We start from the raw sequence: 17,318 nt of genomic DNA, 5'->3' as shown, positions 1-17,318 counted from the left end.
ATTTTAGAAACTGTTTACCATGTGGTCAAACTTCGTACACAATTAAAGGTTATACTAAAGGACATAAACAAGCAGTCAGAGCTTTTTACATAGAAGACAGCAGCATTTATCGCTGCAGCATAGATCACTAAGCCGGCGGGGTTGGCATATGGACAGCCTTGCCGGCTCAAACCAATTTATGGGGAGATTTCTCTCCCCACAGTTTCATACCGTACCGTTTTTTTCTTTTATCTTCAGTATTTCATCAAATCGGTTTTTATATTCCAGGATTATTTTTTCATTTCCGACTACAGATACCGGACCGGATTTTAAAAGACGGCAAATTAAATCTGACGCTTCTTTTTGGTCATTTACGGTACTGTTGCGTATATTGCGTATCATTTCATTAATGTATACAGTAGAGATCCCCATAATATATCTTCGCATAGCCCGCATACGGCTGTTCAGGATTCCGATGGGAGGGAGAGCCTGAGCATAGGCGCTTAAAATGTAACCCTGAAGATCCTCTGGCGTCAGCTTTAGTTCTGCCAGAGCCTGGCCGGTACGGTTAAATACGGAAAGTGTTGATTCGATATCAGGGTCTTCTGTGCTCCATAGGGTAAAATATCCGGCCGGAAGAAGAAAATCAATTCCGCTGTCATAGGCTCGTCCCTGATAGCGCACGGCAGGCTTTACATATTTATCGCCTGCTGCCAGAAGCCATGGAAGGAAACGGCCCTTAAATTCAGGAACCTTTTTAAAATCTCCCAGCATCCTAAGTTCTTCAAGAGAACTGTCAATGCAGGCGGCTGTCCGAAGAGACGGGGCCTGATCCCATGATGGAAGTGAAAGATGATTGGAAAACATGAAATCGTTTTCATTACGCTCGGGAAGCTGGCTCAACAACGTGGAGGCACGATCCAGGATGTGTTCCAGTGAAGCGTTTTCGGCAGCTGCCAGAAAGATCAGCTTTCTGCGGCTTACCAGCTTCTGGGCCAGGGTATATAATGAGCTGCTTATCTGGTTTGCGTCTGTCCTGGCCGCTTCATCATCGGGATGGGCCTGCTCCCTGATCAGGATGGTTAAAATATTCTTTAAAAAGTGGTATATCTCAGGTGAATTGAGCTGGAAACGGAAACGGCTGTCCTGCCGTATATACCGTTCTGCCAGACTGTAGGCTAGAGAAGGACCGTTTTCACTTTTGGACAGATCGTAGTCCGGGAGATATTTTTCAATCACCTGTGAAATCGTTTCCCTATCTTCGTAATTTCCATTTCTCATCAGCTCCAGAAGAAAATCCAGACTGATTTCAAAGTCCTCCGTAAGTCCCGACCACACCACGCTCATCATGGGCCGGCTGTTTTCGTCGGCATCTGCATCCGGATACAGTTCATCAAAGGTACAGTCATAAAGATATTCCTGTTCCATGTTTTTCTGCTGTTCCACACAGAAACGGCGTGTATCCAGTTCTGTGAGCAGCATCTGATACAATGTAAGATAGTTCCAGTCTTCCCCGCTTAGTTCGCTCAGATCAAAAAAGAGCTGGTAGCTGCCGATTCCTGCAAGAGGAGAAGGGGAACCGCAGCAGAAGATCCCATGGCGCAGGCCGGAGAAAAAGGGCGGATCCTCTTCGGGTTCGGGAAGCTGCTCCGGCTGAATCAGAAAATCAAGACAGCTTTTATCCTGGGCGCTCCATTTTTTAAAATCCGCTGTTTCACGGATGAGAGCCTGAAGCTCTTTTGGGGACATGGAAGCCTTTTTTTCTCTCAGCCACCGATCGCGTTCCTGTTCCAGAGCTTCTGCCAGACCGGGTACGGGAATGGCTGCAGACAGTACGGCTGACGGCGGGTTTAATACTTGCTTTGCCAGCCTGCGCAGAATGGACTGTTCCTGATCTGCACTGAAATGTGTGAAGGTACGTTCGTAAAGGGAGTAGTAGTCGGTTCGTCCGGTAAGGCTCCAGAAGCGTCCGATATCCTCGGACAGATGAAAGCCCAGATGGGGCGTTTCCCTCATAAGGAGATCGGCCAGCCTGTTTTCCTTTATGACTGCATGGTACAGCTCGTCTGCAATTCCATTTTCCGCCATGTCTGCAAGCCCCTGATTTACGGCCTGAAAAAACAGCTCCTGCTGTTCTTTATCCCCATTTTGAAGGCGGAATTTTAAAACCGGCCGGGCCAGCGCCGTATCCAGATAGACGTCGATAATATTGTTAAGGCCAAGGGATCTGGCGGCCCGTTGAACCGGAGAGGTATCCTGATCCATCATTCCGGCGCAGAACCCCATACAGATCACATCCTCCTGGGATAGCCCGCTTAGATCAATAGTATAGTCGATCACAGAGGAGTGTTCAGCCGGGCTTCCTTCATAGGCCGGACTTTTGACCTCTGTTTTTCGGAAACCGGAAGACACAGGCCCTCCAAAAAGGGGGCGAAGATTCAGGTTTCTGCTTTTGAAGCGTGATAAGTGTTTTTCATCCAGAAAACGCAGAACCGTCTCCAGGTCGGCGTCTCCGTAGAGGATCATCAGGCAGTTGGAATAGTCATAAAGCTGTTCGTAGGTTTGACGGATTTTTTCAAAGGTGATTTCTTTATAATGGAAATGGGCTCTTCCAAGAAGATTGGCTGCAATCTGCCCTTCATACAATGCCTGGGCAGCCGCGCTGTCCGCATTTTCCTCCAGATCTGTTAAATGCCCCCAGTCTTCGCTGAGAACCGTTCCCAGCATGGAAAGCTCTCCATCCGTATCCTCCAGTTCAAACCGAAGCCCCTCCCTCATAAAGAACCGATGATCCTTTAAAGCCTCCGGTTCTTCCATACAGCATAAAAAGACATCCATAAGCTTTATAAGCTGCTCCATGCTCAGGGAGCAGACCGGATAGCAGGTGCAGGTATTGTCCGTGATCCCGTTCATAAAGGTGGAATAGCTTTTGCTGTCCATGTCAAAGAACACATCCCGGCTGGGATAGGAAGGGCAGGAACAGAGCATCAAATGCTCTAATATATGGTTGGAATCCAGATTATCCAGCTGCGGAGTCCGGTAGATCAGATTAAACCCAAGCTCCCGGTCGTCGTTATGTATATATAAAAGTCTGGCTCCGCTGAAAGGGTGGAACAGTTCCGCAGTTTCAGCTCCCAGCATGGAAATTGAGTTGCGCTCTGTGACAGTAAAGCCCCACAGAGTCTGGCCTTTTTCGGGCAGCTTTGCCATGGCAAATCTCCTTTTTTATAAAATGCAGTGCGTAAAAAATGCTGTACCGGCGGCAGACGATCCGCAGTACAGCATATGGATACAGTTTTTATAAGAATCCGAAGCAGTGCTGTTTTATGCCAGCTGTGCCTTATATTCCTTTAATGCCTGTGCCAGCTGGTCAGGACATGAGGTAGGACGGGGGCCGCACTGAATGCCTTCCAGACGGCGGATCGCCTCATCTACATCCATACCCTCTACCAGTCTTGCAACGCCCTGGGTATTGCCGGAGCAGCCGCCTGCAAACTGGACATTGGTGAGCTTATTGCCGTCTACATCAAAGGTAATGGCTCTGGAACATACGCCGTGTGTTTTATATGTCATCATGTAATTAACCTCCAATTAAAATCGTTGTTTCATAGTCAATGCAGATTCGATTATGCCCCAAGGCGGGTGGATTGTCAAGAAGATTTGAGTTTCCGCACTTTACACCGTGTTCTGGCGTCTGGTGTTTAGGACTCCGGTTTTCTTATGGCCTTCAAAGTCGTCCTGAACACCAGATGCCAGAGCACACTGCAAAATGCGGAAACTCAAGCAAGAAGATGCTTGAAAAAATGGTGCAGGCCACAGTATAATTGAGAAAAAGCGGCTTTCAGACAGCGCCGCCGATCAGAATAAGGAGGAATTGCAATGATAGCAATTATCGGAGCCATGGATGAAGAAGTGGCTATGTTAAAGGAAAAAATGACAGAGGTACAGGTGGAGTCCCGGGCCTGCATGGAATTTTATAAGGGAAAGCTGGAAGGAAAGGACACGGTGGTAGTCCGTTCCGGCATCGGCAAGGTAAATGCGGCCATGTGCGCTCAGATTCTGGCGGACCGCTATGCGCCTTCCTGCATCATCAATACGGGAATTGCAGGTTCTCTGGACGCCCGGATCAATATCGGTGATATTGTGATTTCTACAGACGCTCTGCAGCACGATATGGATGCCAGAGCCTTTGGCTATGAAGCGGGGCAGATCCCAAGAGTAGATACGCTTTCATTTCCGGCAGATGAAACACTGGTTACTCTTGCAAAGGAATGCTGCAGCCGGGTGAATCCGGAGATCGGCACTTTTACAGGCCGTGTTGTTTCGGGGGATCAGTTTATTTCTGATAAGGATAAAAAGCAGTGGATCAGTGAAACATTTTCCGGTATGTGTACAGAGATGGAGGGAGCGGCCATTGCTCAGGTGTGCTATTTTAACCGTATCCCATTCCTGATCCTGCGCGCTATTTCTGACAAGGCAGATGACAGCGCCGGTGTAGATTACGCTGTTTTCGAGGCTCAGGCCATCCGCCACAGCGTAAACCTGATGACGGAAATGGTTCGCTGCATGTAGCAGCATTTTACCTTAAGAATCGTTTCGTGGGGGAATTTGACGAACGATTCTAGGGGTTCTCAACTTCCCAAATCCAATTCCCGGACTATAATAGACCTTACCGAAGCCGCTCGGATCATTTTCGGAAAATGTTCCAGACCTGCAGGGACGGGTTCGGCGGCCTGCAGCGGCCTATAGGCTGCAGAGAAATGATGGTAGTGTATAGAAAGGGGAATTGGTTATGATGAGTTTTTTGGAGACTGGAAGAGCTCTGTATCTGCTGGCAGCAATTTGTCTGGGAGGAATTATGGTAAGGCTCGCAGCGGGAAGCTTCTATAAACGTCTCATTCGGGAGAGCTCCAATCTGGCGCTTGCAAAAAACCGGTATCTGCGCGCCCTGCGCCAGAATGCGGAGGATACATACAGGATCAATATGGGAATGAACAACACCAGAGTATATCTGGAACGCCAGATTTACAGCCTGCGTTTTATGGGGATCAGCCTTCAGGGATTTGAAAATCTGGGAGGACAGCTGACGCTTTTATGCTTTCTCGCAGGAGGGGCGGCGGCGTTCCTCTCCTATTGGAACAGAAGCGATAATTACTACATTGTCCTGTATGGCGTTATGGGTATCTTTGGAGGGATGGCCACCGTGTTTGTGGATTACGGTGTAAATCTGGAGGCAAAGCGCCAGCATCTCCTTACCTGTCTTCAGGATCATGTGGAAAATGTAATGTGGTCCCGGATGGAGCGTGAGACGGCATCAGACCAGCAGCCTGCTCCGGCGGCAGAGGAAGAACGCCGGGAAGCGGCTCCTGTGCGCTCCATCGGAAGAGACCGCAGAGTTCATGCCAGACGCAGTGCAGAACAGACCGCAGCCAGCAGGGAAACTCTCAGGGAAGTATCCAGAGACGCCAGAGAGGACCGTTCCGGTGAAAACTGGCTTCAGGACCTGAACCCGGATCAGAAGCGGATGCTGGGTGAGATGCTTAAAGGATTTATATCCTGATCATAGTTATGAGATTTGGAGAAATGTGCTGCTCCCGGTTCCCTTGGGGACTGGGGGCAGCTTTTTGTATGGTGCGCCTAGCGGCGCACGTTTCTAACGGGTTAAAGTCCCGAATCCGCCCGGTAGTGGGAAGGATATAGCCGAAGGCAAGGGTGTCCATCGTGAGGTGGGATCTGAAGGGAGCTGGATGTGAGGAACATACTAACTCACGGGCAAATCTCTGACATTAACGGATGGCTCTATCACAGAATACGTATGTGTATATGGAAACAGTGGAAGAAACCTAGAACAAAATATAAGAATCTAGTCAAGCTGGGAATTCCAGAACACTATGCGGCAACAATAGCAAACAGTCGCAGAAAGTATTGGTATATCAGTAATAACAAAGCTGTGATTTGGGCGCTGAATAAAGAAAGACTGATAAACAGTGGCTATTATGATTTAGCCACAGCCTACCAGTCTGTGCACGTCAACTATTGAAAGCGCCGTATACCGAACGGTACGTACGGTGCTGTGAGAGGACGGCGGTTAATCACCGCCTCCTACTCGATCGAAAAGGTGAATACGCTGATATCGTAAAAAGAATCATATGAAGGGATGACGACTAAAAGATAAGACCGAAATCCATAAAAAAGAATCATATAACAAAGGAAAAAGTATGTAAAAATCAGGATAATAAGTAAATATATAAAAAATTAAATTAAAATACAAAGATAAAACGAATGGAATGGTAAAAATGATGGATAAAATATATAAAAGATAAGTTAAATTACGTGTAATATAATGCAAAATAATAAATGAATCATATAAAATATGAAACAATCATATAATACCATTGCCATACTGCACAAAAAGTGCTAATATTCAAGTAAAGACAGAGATGAACGCATAAGAACAATCATAAAAATGATCAAAAACAAGGAGGATGCGAAATGAGCAAGATTGATGAGATCACAAGAGAGAGCTGGATCATGGGGACATTTCCCGAGTGGGGAACCTGGCTGAATGAGGAGATTGAGAACGAGGAGGTGAAGCCGGGAACTGTTGCCATGTGGTGGCTGGGATGTACCGGTATCTGGTTTAAGACTCCTGGAGGATGCAATCTTACCGTAGATCTTTGGGCCGGAAACGGAAAGAGAACCCATGGAGACGGAAAGATGAAGCCGGGACATCAGATGGCAAATATGTGCGGCGGCAGAATGATGCAGCCTAACTTAAGAGCAGTCCCCTTTGTGATCGATCCCTTTGCCATTAAGCAGGTAGACGCAGTGCTGGCGACCCATTACCATCAGGATCATATGAGCGCTGAGTATGCAGCCCATGTAATTAAGAGCGGCATGACAACAACAAACGAAAAGGGAGAAGAGGTTCCCGTACCATTTATCGGACCGAAGAAATCTGTAGAACTGTGGCAGAAATGGGGTGTTCCTGCAGATCGCTGCATTACAGTAAAACCGGGTGATACGATTAAGATCAAAGACGTTGAGATCGTTGCTCTGGATTCCTTTGACAGAACCTGCCTGGTAACAACAGATGATACCAGCGAGAACAGAGAAGAGCTTACAGGAATTTGTCCTACCGATATGGATGACAAGGCAGTAAACTATCTGATTAAGACTCCGGGCGGAAATATCTATCACAGCGGTGATTCCCACTACTCCATTTACTTTGCAAAGCACGGCAAAGATTATGATGTAGATGTGGCTTTTGGTTCCTATGGTGAGAATCCTGTGGGTATGGCAGACAAGATGACCTCTGTAGATATTCTCCGTATGGCAGAGGCATTGAGAGCCAAGGTTGTAATCCCGATCCACTATGACGTATGGACCAACTTTATGGCAGATATCAATGAAATCCGGGTACTTTATGATATGAAGAAAGACCGTCTGGACTACAAGTTCCATCCATTCTTCTGGGAAGTGGGAGGAAAATATGTATATCCCACAGATAAGGATAAGAAAGCTTACCACCACAGACGCGGATTTGAGGACTGCTTCGAACATCCTCAGAATATTCCATTCCGTTCCTGCCTGTAAGGTCAGATAAGTGTTAGGGGGAAAGTTATATGCTGAGAGAATTTGTAGAGCAGAAACATTATAAGTTTGCAGCTGAAGCGCCGGACTGGAAGGAAGCCATCCGCATGAGCTGCGAAAGTCTGGAGGCAGACGGTACGATAGAGGCAAATTATAAGGAAGATATTGTTGCCTGCGTGGAGAAATATGGTCCATATATTGTGCTTATGCCAAACATTGCCATGCCCCATTCTCAGGAGGGGGCTGAAGGGGTACATAAGACCAGCATTGGTTTTATGAAGCTGGACAAGCCGGTTTCTTTTGATCCGGAGGATCCGGAAAAGGACGCACAGCTGTTTTTTACGCTGGCTTCCTGCAATCCGGAGCAGCACATGAACAATATGGTTCGTCTGTCAGAACTTCTGATGAACGAAGAAGTGGTGGCAGCCTTATTAAAGGCTGAAACACCGGAAGATCTGTTGGAAATCCAGAAACAATATCTGGATTGATTTAAGAGAGGGAATAAGGGGTGACTTATGGAAATTTTGTCTAAGATCTGGTCATATTTTGCAACAAATATCCTGCAGCAGCCGGCATTTATGATTGGTTTTATTGTATTGATCGGTTATATTCTGCTTCAGAGACCATGGTATGATATTCTGGCAGGCACAATTAAAGCAATTGTAGGATACCTGATTCTGACTGTTGGTTCCGGCGGACTGGTTAACAACTTCCGTCCTGTACTGGTAGGTCTGGGTGAACGCTTCAATATTAACGCAACAGTTATTGATCCGTATTTTGGACAGAATGCCGTTACAGCCGGAGTAGAAGAAGTATTCGGAAAAGGCTTCGGCGATGCGATGATCCTTCTGTTTATCGCATTTATTGTAAATATCCTGCTGGTGCGCTTCAGCAAATATACAAAGCTTCGCGCACTGTTTACCACAGGAAACGTACAGGTACAGCAGGCTGCAACTGCTTACTGGCTGATCATGTTTGCTCTTCCGGGCCTTCTGGCTCCCGGCATGCATGTTCCGATGCTGATCGTTATGGCTCTTCTTCTGGGTGCTTACTGGGCAGTAGGTTCTAACCTGACAATTAAACCATGTCAGGAAGTAACTGACGGAGCAGGCTTTGCTCTGGCTCATCAGCAGATGTTTGGTGTAGCTTTCTTCTATTGGCTGGCAGGAAAGCTTTTTGGAAATGAAGGCAAGAAGAAAGATAAGAAGGTTAAGAAGATTGAGGATCTGGAACTTCCCGGCTTTTTATCTATTTTCAACGACAACATGGTATCTGCTTCTGTTTTGATGCTGGTATTCTTTGGCGCAATCTTATGTGTACTTGGAAAGGACTATCTGATTGCAGGCGGTTTTATGAAGGAAGGGCAGAGCATGCTGTTCTATGTAATCCAGACCTGTCTTTACTTTGCAGTATATCTGGCAATTCTGCAGATGGGCGTCCGTACCTTCGTTGCTGAGCTGACAACTTCTTTCCAAGGTATTGCAAGCAAGCTGCTTCCGGGTTCTGTTCCTGGTGTAGACTGTGCAGTTATCTTTGGTTTCGGTGCATCCAATGCAGTGACTCTGGGCTTTGTATCCGGTTTTATCGGACAGATCCTGGCAATTATTGTTCTGATTGCTTTAAAGAGTCCGGTACTTATTATCTGCGGTTTCGTACCTGTATTCTTTGACAATGCTACCATCGGTGTATTTGCCAATGAAAAGGGTGGCTTAAAGGCTGTTCTGGTTCTTCCGTTTATCTCCGGATTATGCCAGGTATTCGGTTCTGCTCTGATTGCAGGCTGGGTTGGAATGGCAGCTTACGGCGGATATTTAGGTATGTGGGACTGGGCGGTTGTATGGCCTGTATTTACAGTAGTTATGAAGTATTTAAGCTATATCGGCGTAACTCTTATTTTTATCGGTCTTCTTGCTATTCCGCAGATCCAGTATTACAAGGATAAGAAGGGTTACTTCCTTATGACAGAAGATTATGAGGCATATAAGGAATTAAAGGCAAACAAAGCAAACTAAAATAATTTTATATGGAGGATATATTCATGGCAAATGCAAATAATTTAAAATTTCTCGTGTGCTGCGCAAATGGTTCCGGTTCCAGCCTGATGGCTCAGCTGGCATTAGACAAGGTGTTAAAAAGAAACGGCATTAAGTGTAAAACCCATCACGCGCCGCTGTCTGAGGGGAAGAGCACAGCTGCACAGTATGATGTTCTGCTGTGTGCCCAGAACTTTGCCAGTATGTTCACAGATGCAGAGGCAAAGGGTGTAAAGGTGATTCCGTTAAAGAATGTTATGTCAGATAAAGAGATTGAGGAGAAGCTGAAGGCTCAGGGTATTATTGAATAGTACAGTGAGCGTATAAACAGCAGATCTTGTTAAAAAGGCTGCCGCAGCTGACTGCTGCAGCCTTTATTATCACAACGGCGGAAGGACTGTTAAATATTTGCCTTATTTTAAAAGAATGGGAGGGGAAACAGTGAAGCGTGAGAAGGTATATGTGGATGAGCGGAGAGAACGGATCCGGGATATATTAAGGGAAAAATCTCAGGTTCGGGTAGAGGCGCTGGCAGAAGAGCTGAAGGTTTCTGTGATTACGATACGCAGGGATTTACAGTATCTGGAAGAGCAGAAGCAGCTGATCCGGGTATACGGAGGTGCAGTTGCAGTCCGGGAACAAGGGGAGCAGACGGACGAAATCCAGCTGTACCGGGATTTGATTGCGCGCTATGCGGCCAGTCTGGTAGAGGACGGCGATACACTGTTTCTTAATACCAGCCGGAATGTCCGCCAGATTCTTCGATATATTACAAAAAAAAATGTTACAGTGATCACAAATAATGGAAGAGCGATTGATGCAGAGAGAGGCCAGGGGGTAAATGTAATCCTTACAGGAGGAGAGCTGCGTTATCCAAAAGAGGCAATGGTGGGGGATTATGCAATCCGCAATCTCCAGACGGTAATTGCCAAAAAGGCCTTTGTGGGATGTTCCGGCATTGATGCTGTTATGGGAATGACAACGGAAAACGCCAATGAGGTTACGATTAACCAGCTAATGGTGCGGAATGTGGCAAAGGATGCATATATTCTGGCAGACCATACCAAGCTGGGGCAGATCAGTAGCTTTATCAGCTGTCCTATTGAGGAGATTCACTATCTGATTACGGATGAACTGGCTCCGGCAGAGGCTGTGGAGGAGCTGAGGGCAAAAGGAGTAAGAGTTCATCAGGTGAAGAAAGCAGATTTTCCGAATGAAGGACTGATAAATCAGACAGAAAAGAAAGGAAAATAAAATGGCAAAAGCATATACACTGGGCCTTTATGAGAAGGCCATGCCAAAGGATCTGAGCTGGAAGGAAAAGATGCTGGCGGCAAAAGGGGCAGGATTTGATTTTATAGAGATTAGTATTGATGAAACAGATGAAAAGCTGGCACGGCTTGATATGAGCAGGGAAGAACGGCTGGCTTTAATGGAACTGATGAGTGAGACGGGTGTTCCCATCCGTACCATGTGTCTGAGTGGACACAGAAAATACCCTTTGGGAAGCAATGATCCAGAGACCTGCGCCAGAGGAATGGAGATTATGGAAAAGGCGATCCGTCTGGCAGAGGATCTGGGGATTCGGATCATTCAGCTGGCCGGTTATGATGTTTATTATGAAGAAGGCAGTGAAGAGACAAGAGAGCGTTTTGAGGAAAATTTAAAAAAAGCAGTGGAGATGGCGGCAAAAGCCGGAGTGATGATGGGCTTTGAGACCATGGAAACGGAATTTATGAATACGGTAGAGAAAGCGATGGTTTATGTAAATCGGGTAAATTCTCCGTATTTGAATGTATATCCTGATCTGGGAAATGTTACCAATGCGGCTGTAACGTATGGTACAGATGTGGAAGAGGATCTGGAAACCGGACGGGGCCATCTGGCTGCCATGCATTTAAAAGAGACACTTCCGGGTAAATTCCGCGAAATTCCTTTTGGGACAGGCCATGTAGACTTTGAGGCCGGTATCCGCAAGGCGTGGGAGCTGGGCGTTCGGAAGTTTGTGACCGAGTTCTGGTATGTAGGAAATCCAGACTGGACAGAAGATCTGAAGTTTGCCTGTGATAAGATGACGAAGATTTTACAGGGTAATGAGTAGAAAGGCGGTTAAACGATGAAGGCAGTAAAAAAAGTAATTTCCAATCTGACAAAATGTTATTCCATAGCACCTCTTCATTATCAGGGAAAGGATCATATCCTGGTGGCAGCTGAGAAGGTAGACCGCTGTCTGCTCTTTGATCTGGATGGAAACCAGGAGGATACTGTCTGGGAGCAGCCGGGCGGTGTTATGACCATGCAGCAGGTTCCGGGAACGGACGGCCAGTTTCTTGCTACCCATAAATTTTATTCTCCCAATGACTCAAAGGACGCAAAGATCGTAATTGTGACTCCAAAATCAAAGGGAAACTGGGAGGTACGCACTCTGACCGATCTGCCCTTTGTACACCGGTTTGACATTTTAGAGAGAAATGGGGTACACTATCTGATCGCCTGCTGTTTAAAATCTGGCCATGAGTTTAAGGATGACTGGTCCTCTCCCGGCCGTGTGTTTGCGGCTGTGCTTCCGGAGGATTTAAGCAGCTTTGACGAGGAGCATCAGCTGGAGATGAAGGTGATCAAGGATCAGATGCTCAAAAACCACGGCTACTACCGTGTAAAGGAAAACGGACAGGATACAAGCGTGGTTTCCTGTGAAAACGGAATCTATCAGTTTATTCCGCCTGCATCACCTGAGGGCGAGTGGGAGATTACACAGCTTCTTGATACCCCGGCCAGCGATGCGCTGCTGCTTGATATGGACGGAGACGGAGAGAAGGAGCTGGCAGTTCTGGCGCCCTTCCATGGCGAGAAGATCGACTTTTACAAAAAGAAAGACGGCCGCTTTGAGCATGTATACAGCTATGGGAAGGACGCGGAATTTGTTCATGCCATCTGGGGCGGCGATATCGGCGGTGTTCCCACTGTAATTATCGGCCACAGAAAGGGAGACCGGGATCTGCTGGCATTTACCTACGACCAGGAAAAGCAGGAATACAGGGCAGAGCGGCTTGACCATGACTGCGGCCCTGCCAATGCATATGCGTATAAATATGATGGAAAAGACATTCTGATCGCAACGAATCGTGAGATTGACGAAGTGGCAAGATACGAGCTGGAAATGGAATAAGGGAGGACATTATGCTAGAAGAACTGAAAAAAAGAGTTTATGAGGCAAATATGCTGCTGCCAAAGCATGGCCTTGTAACGTTTACCTGGGGAAATGTAAGCGAGATTGACCGGGAAACAGGATATTTTGCTATTAAGCCCAGCGGCGTGGATTATGATAAGCTGACTCCGGATGATATGGTAATCGTGGATCTGGAAGGAAATAAAATCGAGGGAAAATATAATCCTTCTTCTGATACAGCTACCCATGTGGAGCTGTATAAGGCATTTTCAAAGATCGGCGGAATTGTACATACACATTCACCCTGGGCGACCAGCTGGGCTCAGGCGGGCAGAGGGATTCCGTGCTACGGAACTACCCATGCGGATTATATGTACGGAGAGATTCCCTGTGTCAGATGCCTGACAAAGGAGGAGATCGAGGGTGCTTATGAGAAGAATACAGGGGTTCTGATCGCAGATTATTTTAAAGATAAAGATTATGAAGCGGTTCCGGCTGTTTTATGTAAGAATCACGGTCCCTTTACCTGGGGAAAGGACGGACATGAGGCGGTTCACAATGCAGTTGTGCTGGAGGAGGTTGCCAAAATGGCGGCCCGCTGTGAGATGATCAATCCCCGGGTGCAGCCTGCGCCTCAGGAGCTTCAGGATAAGCACTATTACAGAAAACATGGCGTTAATGCTTACTATGGACAGGGGAAATAATACGGGAGAATCAGATGATAAAAGCGGTATTTTTTGATATTGACAACACTCTTTACAGCTATGACAGAGGAAATGAGGCTGGAATGAAAGCCCTGACTGTTTACGGAGAAACGGTTCTTCAGATGGATCGGGAGACATTTGTGAAGGTGTTTCGCCAGGCACAGCAGCTGGTAAAGGAACGGACAGGCGCAGACTGTGCAGCAGTGCATAACCGTCTGATCCGGATGCAGTGTATTTTGGAATTATTGGGAAAGCCGCTTTTTCCCCATGCAACAGTCATGTATCATTTATATTGGGACAGTCTTTTATCTTCTGCCCGTCCTGAAGAGGGGGTTCTGCAGTTGATGCAGCTGCTTAAAACGAAAGGGATCGGAATTGGGATAGGCACGGATATGACGGCGTATATCCAGTATAAAAAACTGGAAGTGCTGGGAGTTTCTTCTTATATTGACTGGATCGTAACCAGCGAGGAGGCTGGAGCGGAAAAACCGGCCGGACGTTTCTTTGATCTGTGCGCGCAAAAGGCAGGAGCAGCCCCGTCTCAGTGCGCTTTTATCGGAGACAGTCTTGAAAAGGACGTAGAGGGTGCTTTAAAGAACGGATTTAAGGGCGTATGGTATCATAAAAATCCTACGGAAGATGAGAAACGATCATATCCGGTGATTGATTCATTCTGCGGATGCATACAGGATGACAGGATATGCCTGGGTAAAGAAATTTTGATTTAAAGGCACAGATGCCGGCGGTAAACGCCATAAATTCAAAACTCACCCTAGACGGAATCAAAATGAAATGATAAGATTAAGTGTAATACTGGTTTATAGCAGAAACAAAAAGACATGACACAAGAGAAAGGAGAACGATCATGGAAATGATCAAGACTAAAACCGCCAATGCCATCCGCGTACTTTCTGCGGACGCCATTGAAAAGGCAAAGTCCGGCCATCCGGGCCTTCCTTTAGGCTGCGCCTCTATTGCCTACGAGCTGTGGGCAGAGCATATGAAACACAATCCGGCTGACCCTGAATGGGTTGACAGAGACCGTTTTGTATTATCAGGAGGCCATGGCTCTATGCTGTTGTACTCTCTGTTCCATCTGTTCGGATACGGAGATCTCTCCATTGATGATATTAAGAACTTCCGTCAGACTGGTTCTCTGACACCGGGACATCCGGAGTACAGACATACCGTAGGCGTAGAAGCAACTACCGGTCCTCTGGGACAGGGTATGGGCATGGCAGTGGGCATGGCTATGGCTGAAGCTCATCTGGCTGCTGTATTTAACAAAGAAGACTGCAAAATCGTAGACCATTATACCTATGTATTGGGCGGAGACGGCTGTATGATGGAGGGACTTTCCTCTGAAGCATTCTCTCTGGCAGGTACTCTGGGACTTGGAAAGCTGATCGTAATCTATGATTCCAACAATATTTCCATTGAGGGAAATACAGACATTGCGTTCAGGGAAGATGTGGCAAAGCGTATGGAAGCATATGGCTTCGGCGTATTTAAGGTAGAGGATGGAAATGACTTTGACGCCATCGGTGCAGCCATTGAGGCAGCCAAGGCAGATACAGACAGACCGTCAATAATCATTGTTCATACCGAGATCGGCTATGGCTGTCCTGCAAAGCAGGGCAAGGCTTCTGCCCACGGCGAGCCTCTGGGCGGAGACAATGTGCTTGCATTAAAGGAGAACATTGGCTGGGAGAGCATGGAGCCCTTCTTTGTTCCTCAGGACGTATACGATCACATGGAAACAGTAAAAGAGCGTCTGAAAACTCCGGAAGAAGAGTGGAAGGCACGTTTTGCCCTGTACTGCGAGAAATATCCTGAAATGAAGGAACTTTGGGATCAGTACCATGACGGAAATCTGGCAGAAAAGCTTTACGATCAGGAAGAGTTCTGGGCCTTTGAGGATAAACCTCAGGCAACCAGAAACGTTTCCGGAGAGCTGTTAAACCGCATCAATCAGGCAGTTCCAAACCTGTTCGGCGGTTCTGCTGACCTGGCTCCCTCCAATAAAACTGCTTTAAAAGGTGCGGGAGATTTCTCCAAAGAGGATTACAGCGGCAAGAACCTGCATTTCGGCGTAAGAGAGCAGGCTATGGCAGCTATCGGAAACGGTCTGGCCCTTCATGGCGGAGTGATTCCATATGTGGCTACCTTCTTCGTATTCAGCGATTACATGAAGCCTGTGGCAAGACTGTCTTCTCTGATGAAGGTGCCTATGACATACGTTCTGACTCATGACAGTATCGGCGTAGGCGAAGACGGCCCGACACATGAGCCTATTGAGCAGCTGGCTATGCTGCGTTCCATGCCGAACTTCCATGTATTCCGTCCGGCAGATGGCAGAGAGACAGCAGCAGCCTGGTATGCGGCAGTTACCTCTAAGGAAACTCCTACCGCTCTGGTACTGACGAGACAGAATCTTCCTCAGCTGGAAGGAACTGGAAAGGACGCCTTAAAGGGGGCGTACGTTCTGGCAGATTCCGTGAAGGAGACACCAGATGCCATTATCATTGCAACCGGTTCTGAGGTAAGCCTTGCAGTCGAAGCAAAGAAGCTTCTGGCGGCTGACGGCATGGACGTAAGGGTTGTTTCCATGCCATGTATGGATGTATTTGAAGAGCAGACTGCAGAGTACAAAGAGTCCGTACTTCCAAAGGCTGTGAGAAAGAGAGTGGCCGTAGAGGCGCTGTCCGACTTTGGCTGGGGAAAATATGTAGGACTGGACGGAGCAACCGTCTGCATGGAAGGCTTCGGTGCTTCCGGCCCTGCAAATGAACTGTTTGAGAAATTCGGCTTTACCGCTGCTCATGTGGCAGAGGTGGTTAAGAGCCTGTAATTGAAGCAATATGAAAATCAGTCCTGCGCTTCCGTTTTCCGGGAGCTGTGGGGCTGATTTTTGTTGTGGAAGCGGGGAAAATAGCTGCCGGTACCCTTGTATTTTGCGTCCCTCATTTATAAGAACTACATATATATCAGAAATTACCTTGAGGGATTGGTTGCCAACGGATATAGCGCCAATGATATCCTGCTTGCTTTGGATAAAAGAAACGTAAGTCCAATGGGGAGCAAATCGACAGTAAAAATATTAAGAAACACAAGAATGATGTGTTCCGCCTCGCTCAGTTAATTACTGCCGATACACGGCAAATCATCACTGCTGAAATTGCCGATGACATGAGAAAATTTTTATTCGAAATAGAAAACGAAGATATAGATTTAAAGTCAATCGGTATAAGAAACGCCAATAAAGCCGGAATAATAGAAGTCTTATATCATTGTTACGGCTTGAAAAAATAATTCAAAAATTCAGGCACAGATATAGGGATAATTTCCTCGTAGGTTTATGAAGTTGCGTTTGACGGGTGGTTATGATTATGGAAGCGGGGACGGAACGGCAGAGTCATACTGCTTTGATGACTGGGGTTATCTCTATGTCAATACGGTTACGCCGGACGGCTATCAGGTAAATGAGTCGGGCGCATGGGTACAGGATGGGGAGGTATATGATTACGGAAACCACCTGGGAAGCTATGGCATGCCCAGACTTCACAGGCTGGAGATCAGCCGGCAGTCGAACGGATGTCTTCAGGTTTTGGGGTATATAGTAGGAAAAGATGATAAATGGGTTAGGTATAAAATATGGGATTATACGCTTTATCCGACAGAGGATGGAATCTATAAATCTCTGCCGGGAGAAGATTATTTTAAAAATCCATATGAGACGTATTTTATTGCAGAAGGGGATCAGCTGATGACTCTTTCCAGATATGTAGAGGATGTGGTAGTATATACGCTGTATAAAAAGGTACAGTAGAAATGATCCTG

At 46.8% G+C, this 17,318-nt stretch carries 15 protein-coding genes and 1 pseudogene; 14 read left to right on the top strand and 2 right to left on the bottom strand.

Annotated elements, in window-relative coordinates; genetic code table 11:
• Nucleotides 1–204: 204 nt before the first annotated feature.
• Both ACZM6M_RS08715 and ACZM6M_RS08710 read right to left on the bottom strand, forming a co-directional pair.
• On the bottom strand, nucleotides 205–3,189 hold the full coding sequence (locus ACZM6M_RS08715) for an insulinase family protein (protein ID WP_489490132.1): 2,985 nt from the start codon (nucleotides 3,187–3,189) through the stop codon (nucleotides 205–207).
• 114 nt (nucleotides 3,190–3,303) lie between these two features.
• Nucleotides 3,304–3,552 carry a TIGR03905 family TSCPD domain-containing protein gene (locus tag ACZM6M_RS08710; protein WP_066543538.1) on the bottom strand — a complete coding sequence of 83 codons (249 nt, stop codon included), beginning with the start codon at nucleotides 3,550–3,552 and terminating at the stop codon, nucleotides 3,304–3,306.
• 306 nt (nucleotides 3,553–3,858) lie between these two features.
• Here ACZM6M_RS08710 and ACZM6M_RS08705 point away from each other — a divergent pair, with 306 nt between their 5' ends.
• The 14 genes and pseudogenes from ACZM6M_RS08705 to ACZM6M_RS08640 all read left to right on the top strand — a co-directional run bounded on the left by ACZM6M_RS08705 (nucleotide 3,859) and on the right by ACZM6M_RS08640 (nucleotide 17,307).
• The gene (locus ACZM6M_RS08705) at nucleotides 3,859–4,551 is read left to right on the top strand and encodes a 5'-methylthioadenosine/adenosylhomocysteine nucleosidase (RefSeq protein WP_066543325.1); all 693 of its coding nucleotides are present in this window, start codon (nucleotides 3,859–3,861) and stop codon (nucleotides 4,549–4,551) included.
• Nucleotides 4,552–4,771: 220 nt separating this feature from the next.
• Nucleotides 4,772–5,539: a hypothetical protein gene (locus ACZM6M_RS08700; RefSeq protein ID WP_066543321.1), complete on the top strand. Its 768-nt coding sequence runs from the start codon at nucleotides 4,772–4,774 to the stop codon at nucleotides 5,537–5,539.
• A 216-nt stretch (nucleotides 5,540–5,755) separates the two neighbouring features.
• A pseudogene (locus ACZM6M_RS08695) lies at nucleotides 5,756–6,019 on the top strand (group II intron maturase-specific domain-containing protein); the annotation flags it as partial.
• Nucleotides 6,020–6,471: 452 nt separating this feature from the next.
• Nucleotides 6,472–7,575, top strand: a complete 1,104-nt coding sequence (gene ulaG / locus ACZM6M_RS08690) for an L-ascorbate 6-phosphate lactonase (protein ID WP_066543320.1) — start codon at nucleotides 6,472–6,474, stop codon at nucleotides 7,573–7,575.
• 29 nt (nucleotides 7,576–7,604) lie between these two features.
• Nucleotides 7,605–8,060 carry a PTS sugar transporter subunit IIA gene (locus tag ACZM6M_RS08685; protein WP_296034777.1) on the top strand — a complete coding sequence of 152 codons (456 nt, stop codon included), beginning with the start codon at nucleotides 7,605–7,607 and terminating at the stop codon, nucleotides 8,058–8,060.
• Between the two features lie 27 nt (nucleotides 8,061–8,087).
• Nucleotides 8,088–9,584: a PTS ascorbate transporter subunit IIC gene (ulaA, locus tag ACZM6M_RS08680; protein WP_066543318.1), complete on the top strand. Its 1,497-nt coding sequence runs from the start codon at nucleotides 8,088–8,090 to the stop codon at nucleotides 9,582–9,584.
• A gap of 26 nt (nucleotides 9,585–9,610) precedes the next feature.
• On the top strand, nucleotides 9,611–9,916 hold the full coding sequence (locus tag ACZM6M_RS08675; RefSeq protein ID WP_317439387.1) for a PTS sugar transporter subunit IIB: 306 nt from the start codon (nucleotides 9,611–9,613) through the stop codon (nucleotides 9,914–9,916).
• 130 nt (nucleotides 9,917–10,046) lie between these two features.
• Nucleotides 10,047–10,859: a DeoR/GlpR family DNA-binding transcription regulator gene (locus tag ACZM6M_RS08670; protein WP_066543316.1), complete on the top strand. Its 813-nt coding sequence runs from the start codon at nucleotides 10,047–10,049 to the stop codon at nucleotides 10,857–10,859.
• Between the two features lies 1 nt (nucleotide 10,860).
• Nucleotides 10,861–11,706 (top strand): L-ribulose-5-phosphate 3-epimerase, encoded by an 846-nt coding sequence (locus ACZM6M_RS08665; RefSeq protein WP_066543309.1) that lies wholly within the window; start codon nucleotides 10,861–10,863, stop codon nucleotides 11,704–11,706.
• A 15-nt stretch (nucleotides 11,707–11,721) separates the two neighbouring features.
• Nucleotides 11,722–12,774 (top strand): hypothetical protein, encoded by a 1,053-nt coding sequence (locus ACZM6M_RS08660; protein WP_066543307.1) that lies wholly within the window; start codon nucleotides 11,722–11,724, stop codon nucleotides 12,772–12,774.
• An 11-nt stretch (nucleotides 12,775–12,785) separates the two neighbouring features.
• Nucleotides 12,786–13,478: an L-ribulose-5-phosphate 4-epimerase gene (locus tag ACZM6M_RS08655; RefSeq protein ID WP_066543306.1), complete on the top strand. Its 693-nt coding sequence runs from the start codon at nucleotides 12,786–12,788 to the stop codon at nucleotides 13,476–13,478.
• A gap of 14 nt (nucleotides 13,479–13,492) precedes the next feature.
• On the top strand, nucleotides 13,493–14,206 hold the full coding sequence (locus ACZM6M_RS08650; RefSeq protein WP_066543304.1) for an HAD family hydrolase: 714 nt from the start codon (nucleotides 13,493–13,495) through the stop codon (nucleotides 14,204–14,206).
• Nucleotides 14,207–14,343: 137 nt separating this feature from the next.
• Nucleotides 14,344–16,329, top strand: a complete 1,986-nt coding sequence (gene tkt / locus ACZM6M_RS08645; RefSeq protein ID WP_337434414.1) for a transketolase — start codon at nucleotides 14,344–14,346, stop codon at nucleotides 16,327–16,329.
• Between the two features lie 519 nt (nucleotides 16,330–16,848).
• Nucleotides 16,849–17,307, top strand: coding sequence for a hypothetical protein (locus ACZM6M_RS08640; protein WP_337434415.1), 459 nt, complete (start codon nucleotides 16,849–16,851; stop codon nucleotides 17,305–17,307).
• The last annotated feature ends 11 nt before the right edge of the window (nucleotides 17,308–17,318 follow it).

This window comes from Enterocloster sp. (genome assembly GCF_057861365.1).
The sequence above is the reverse complement of the archived record's forward strand: the minus strand, read 5'-3'. Positions and strand labels throughout refer to the sequence as shown.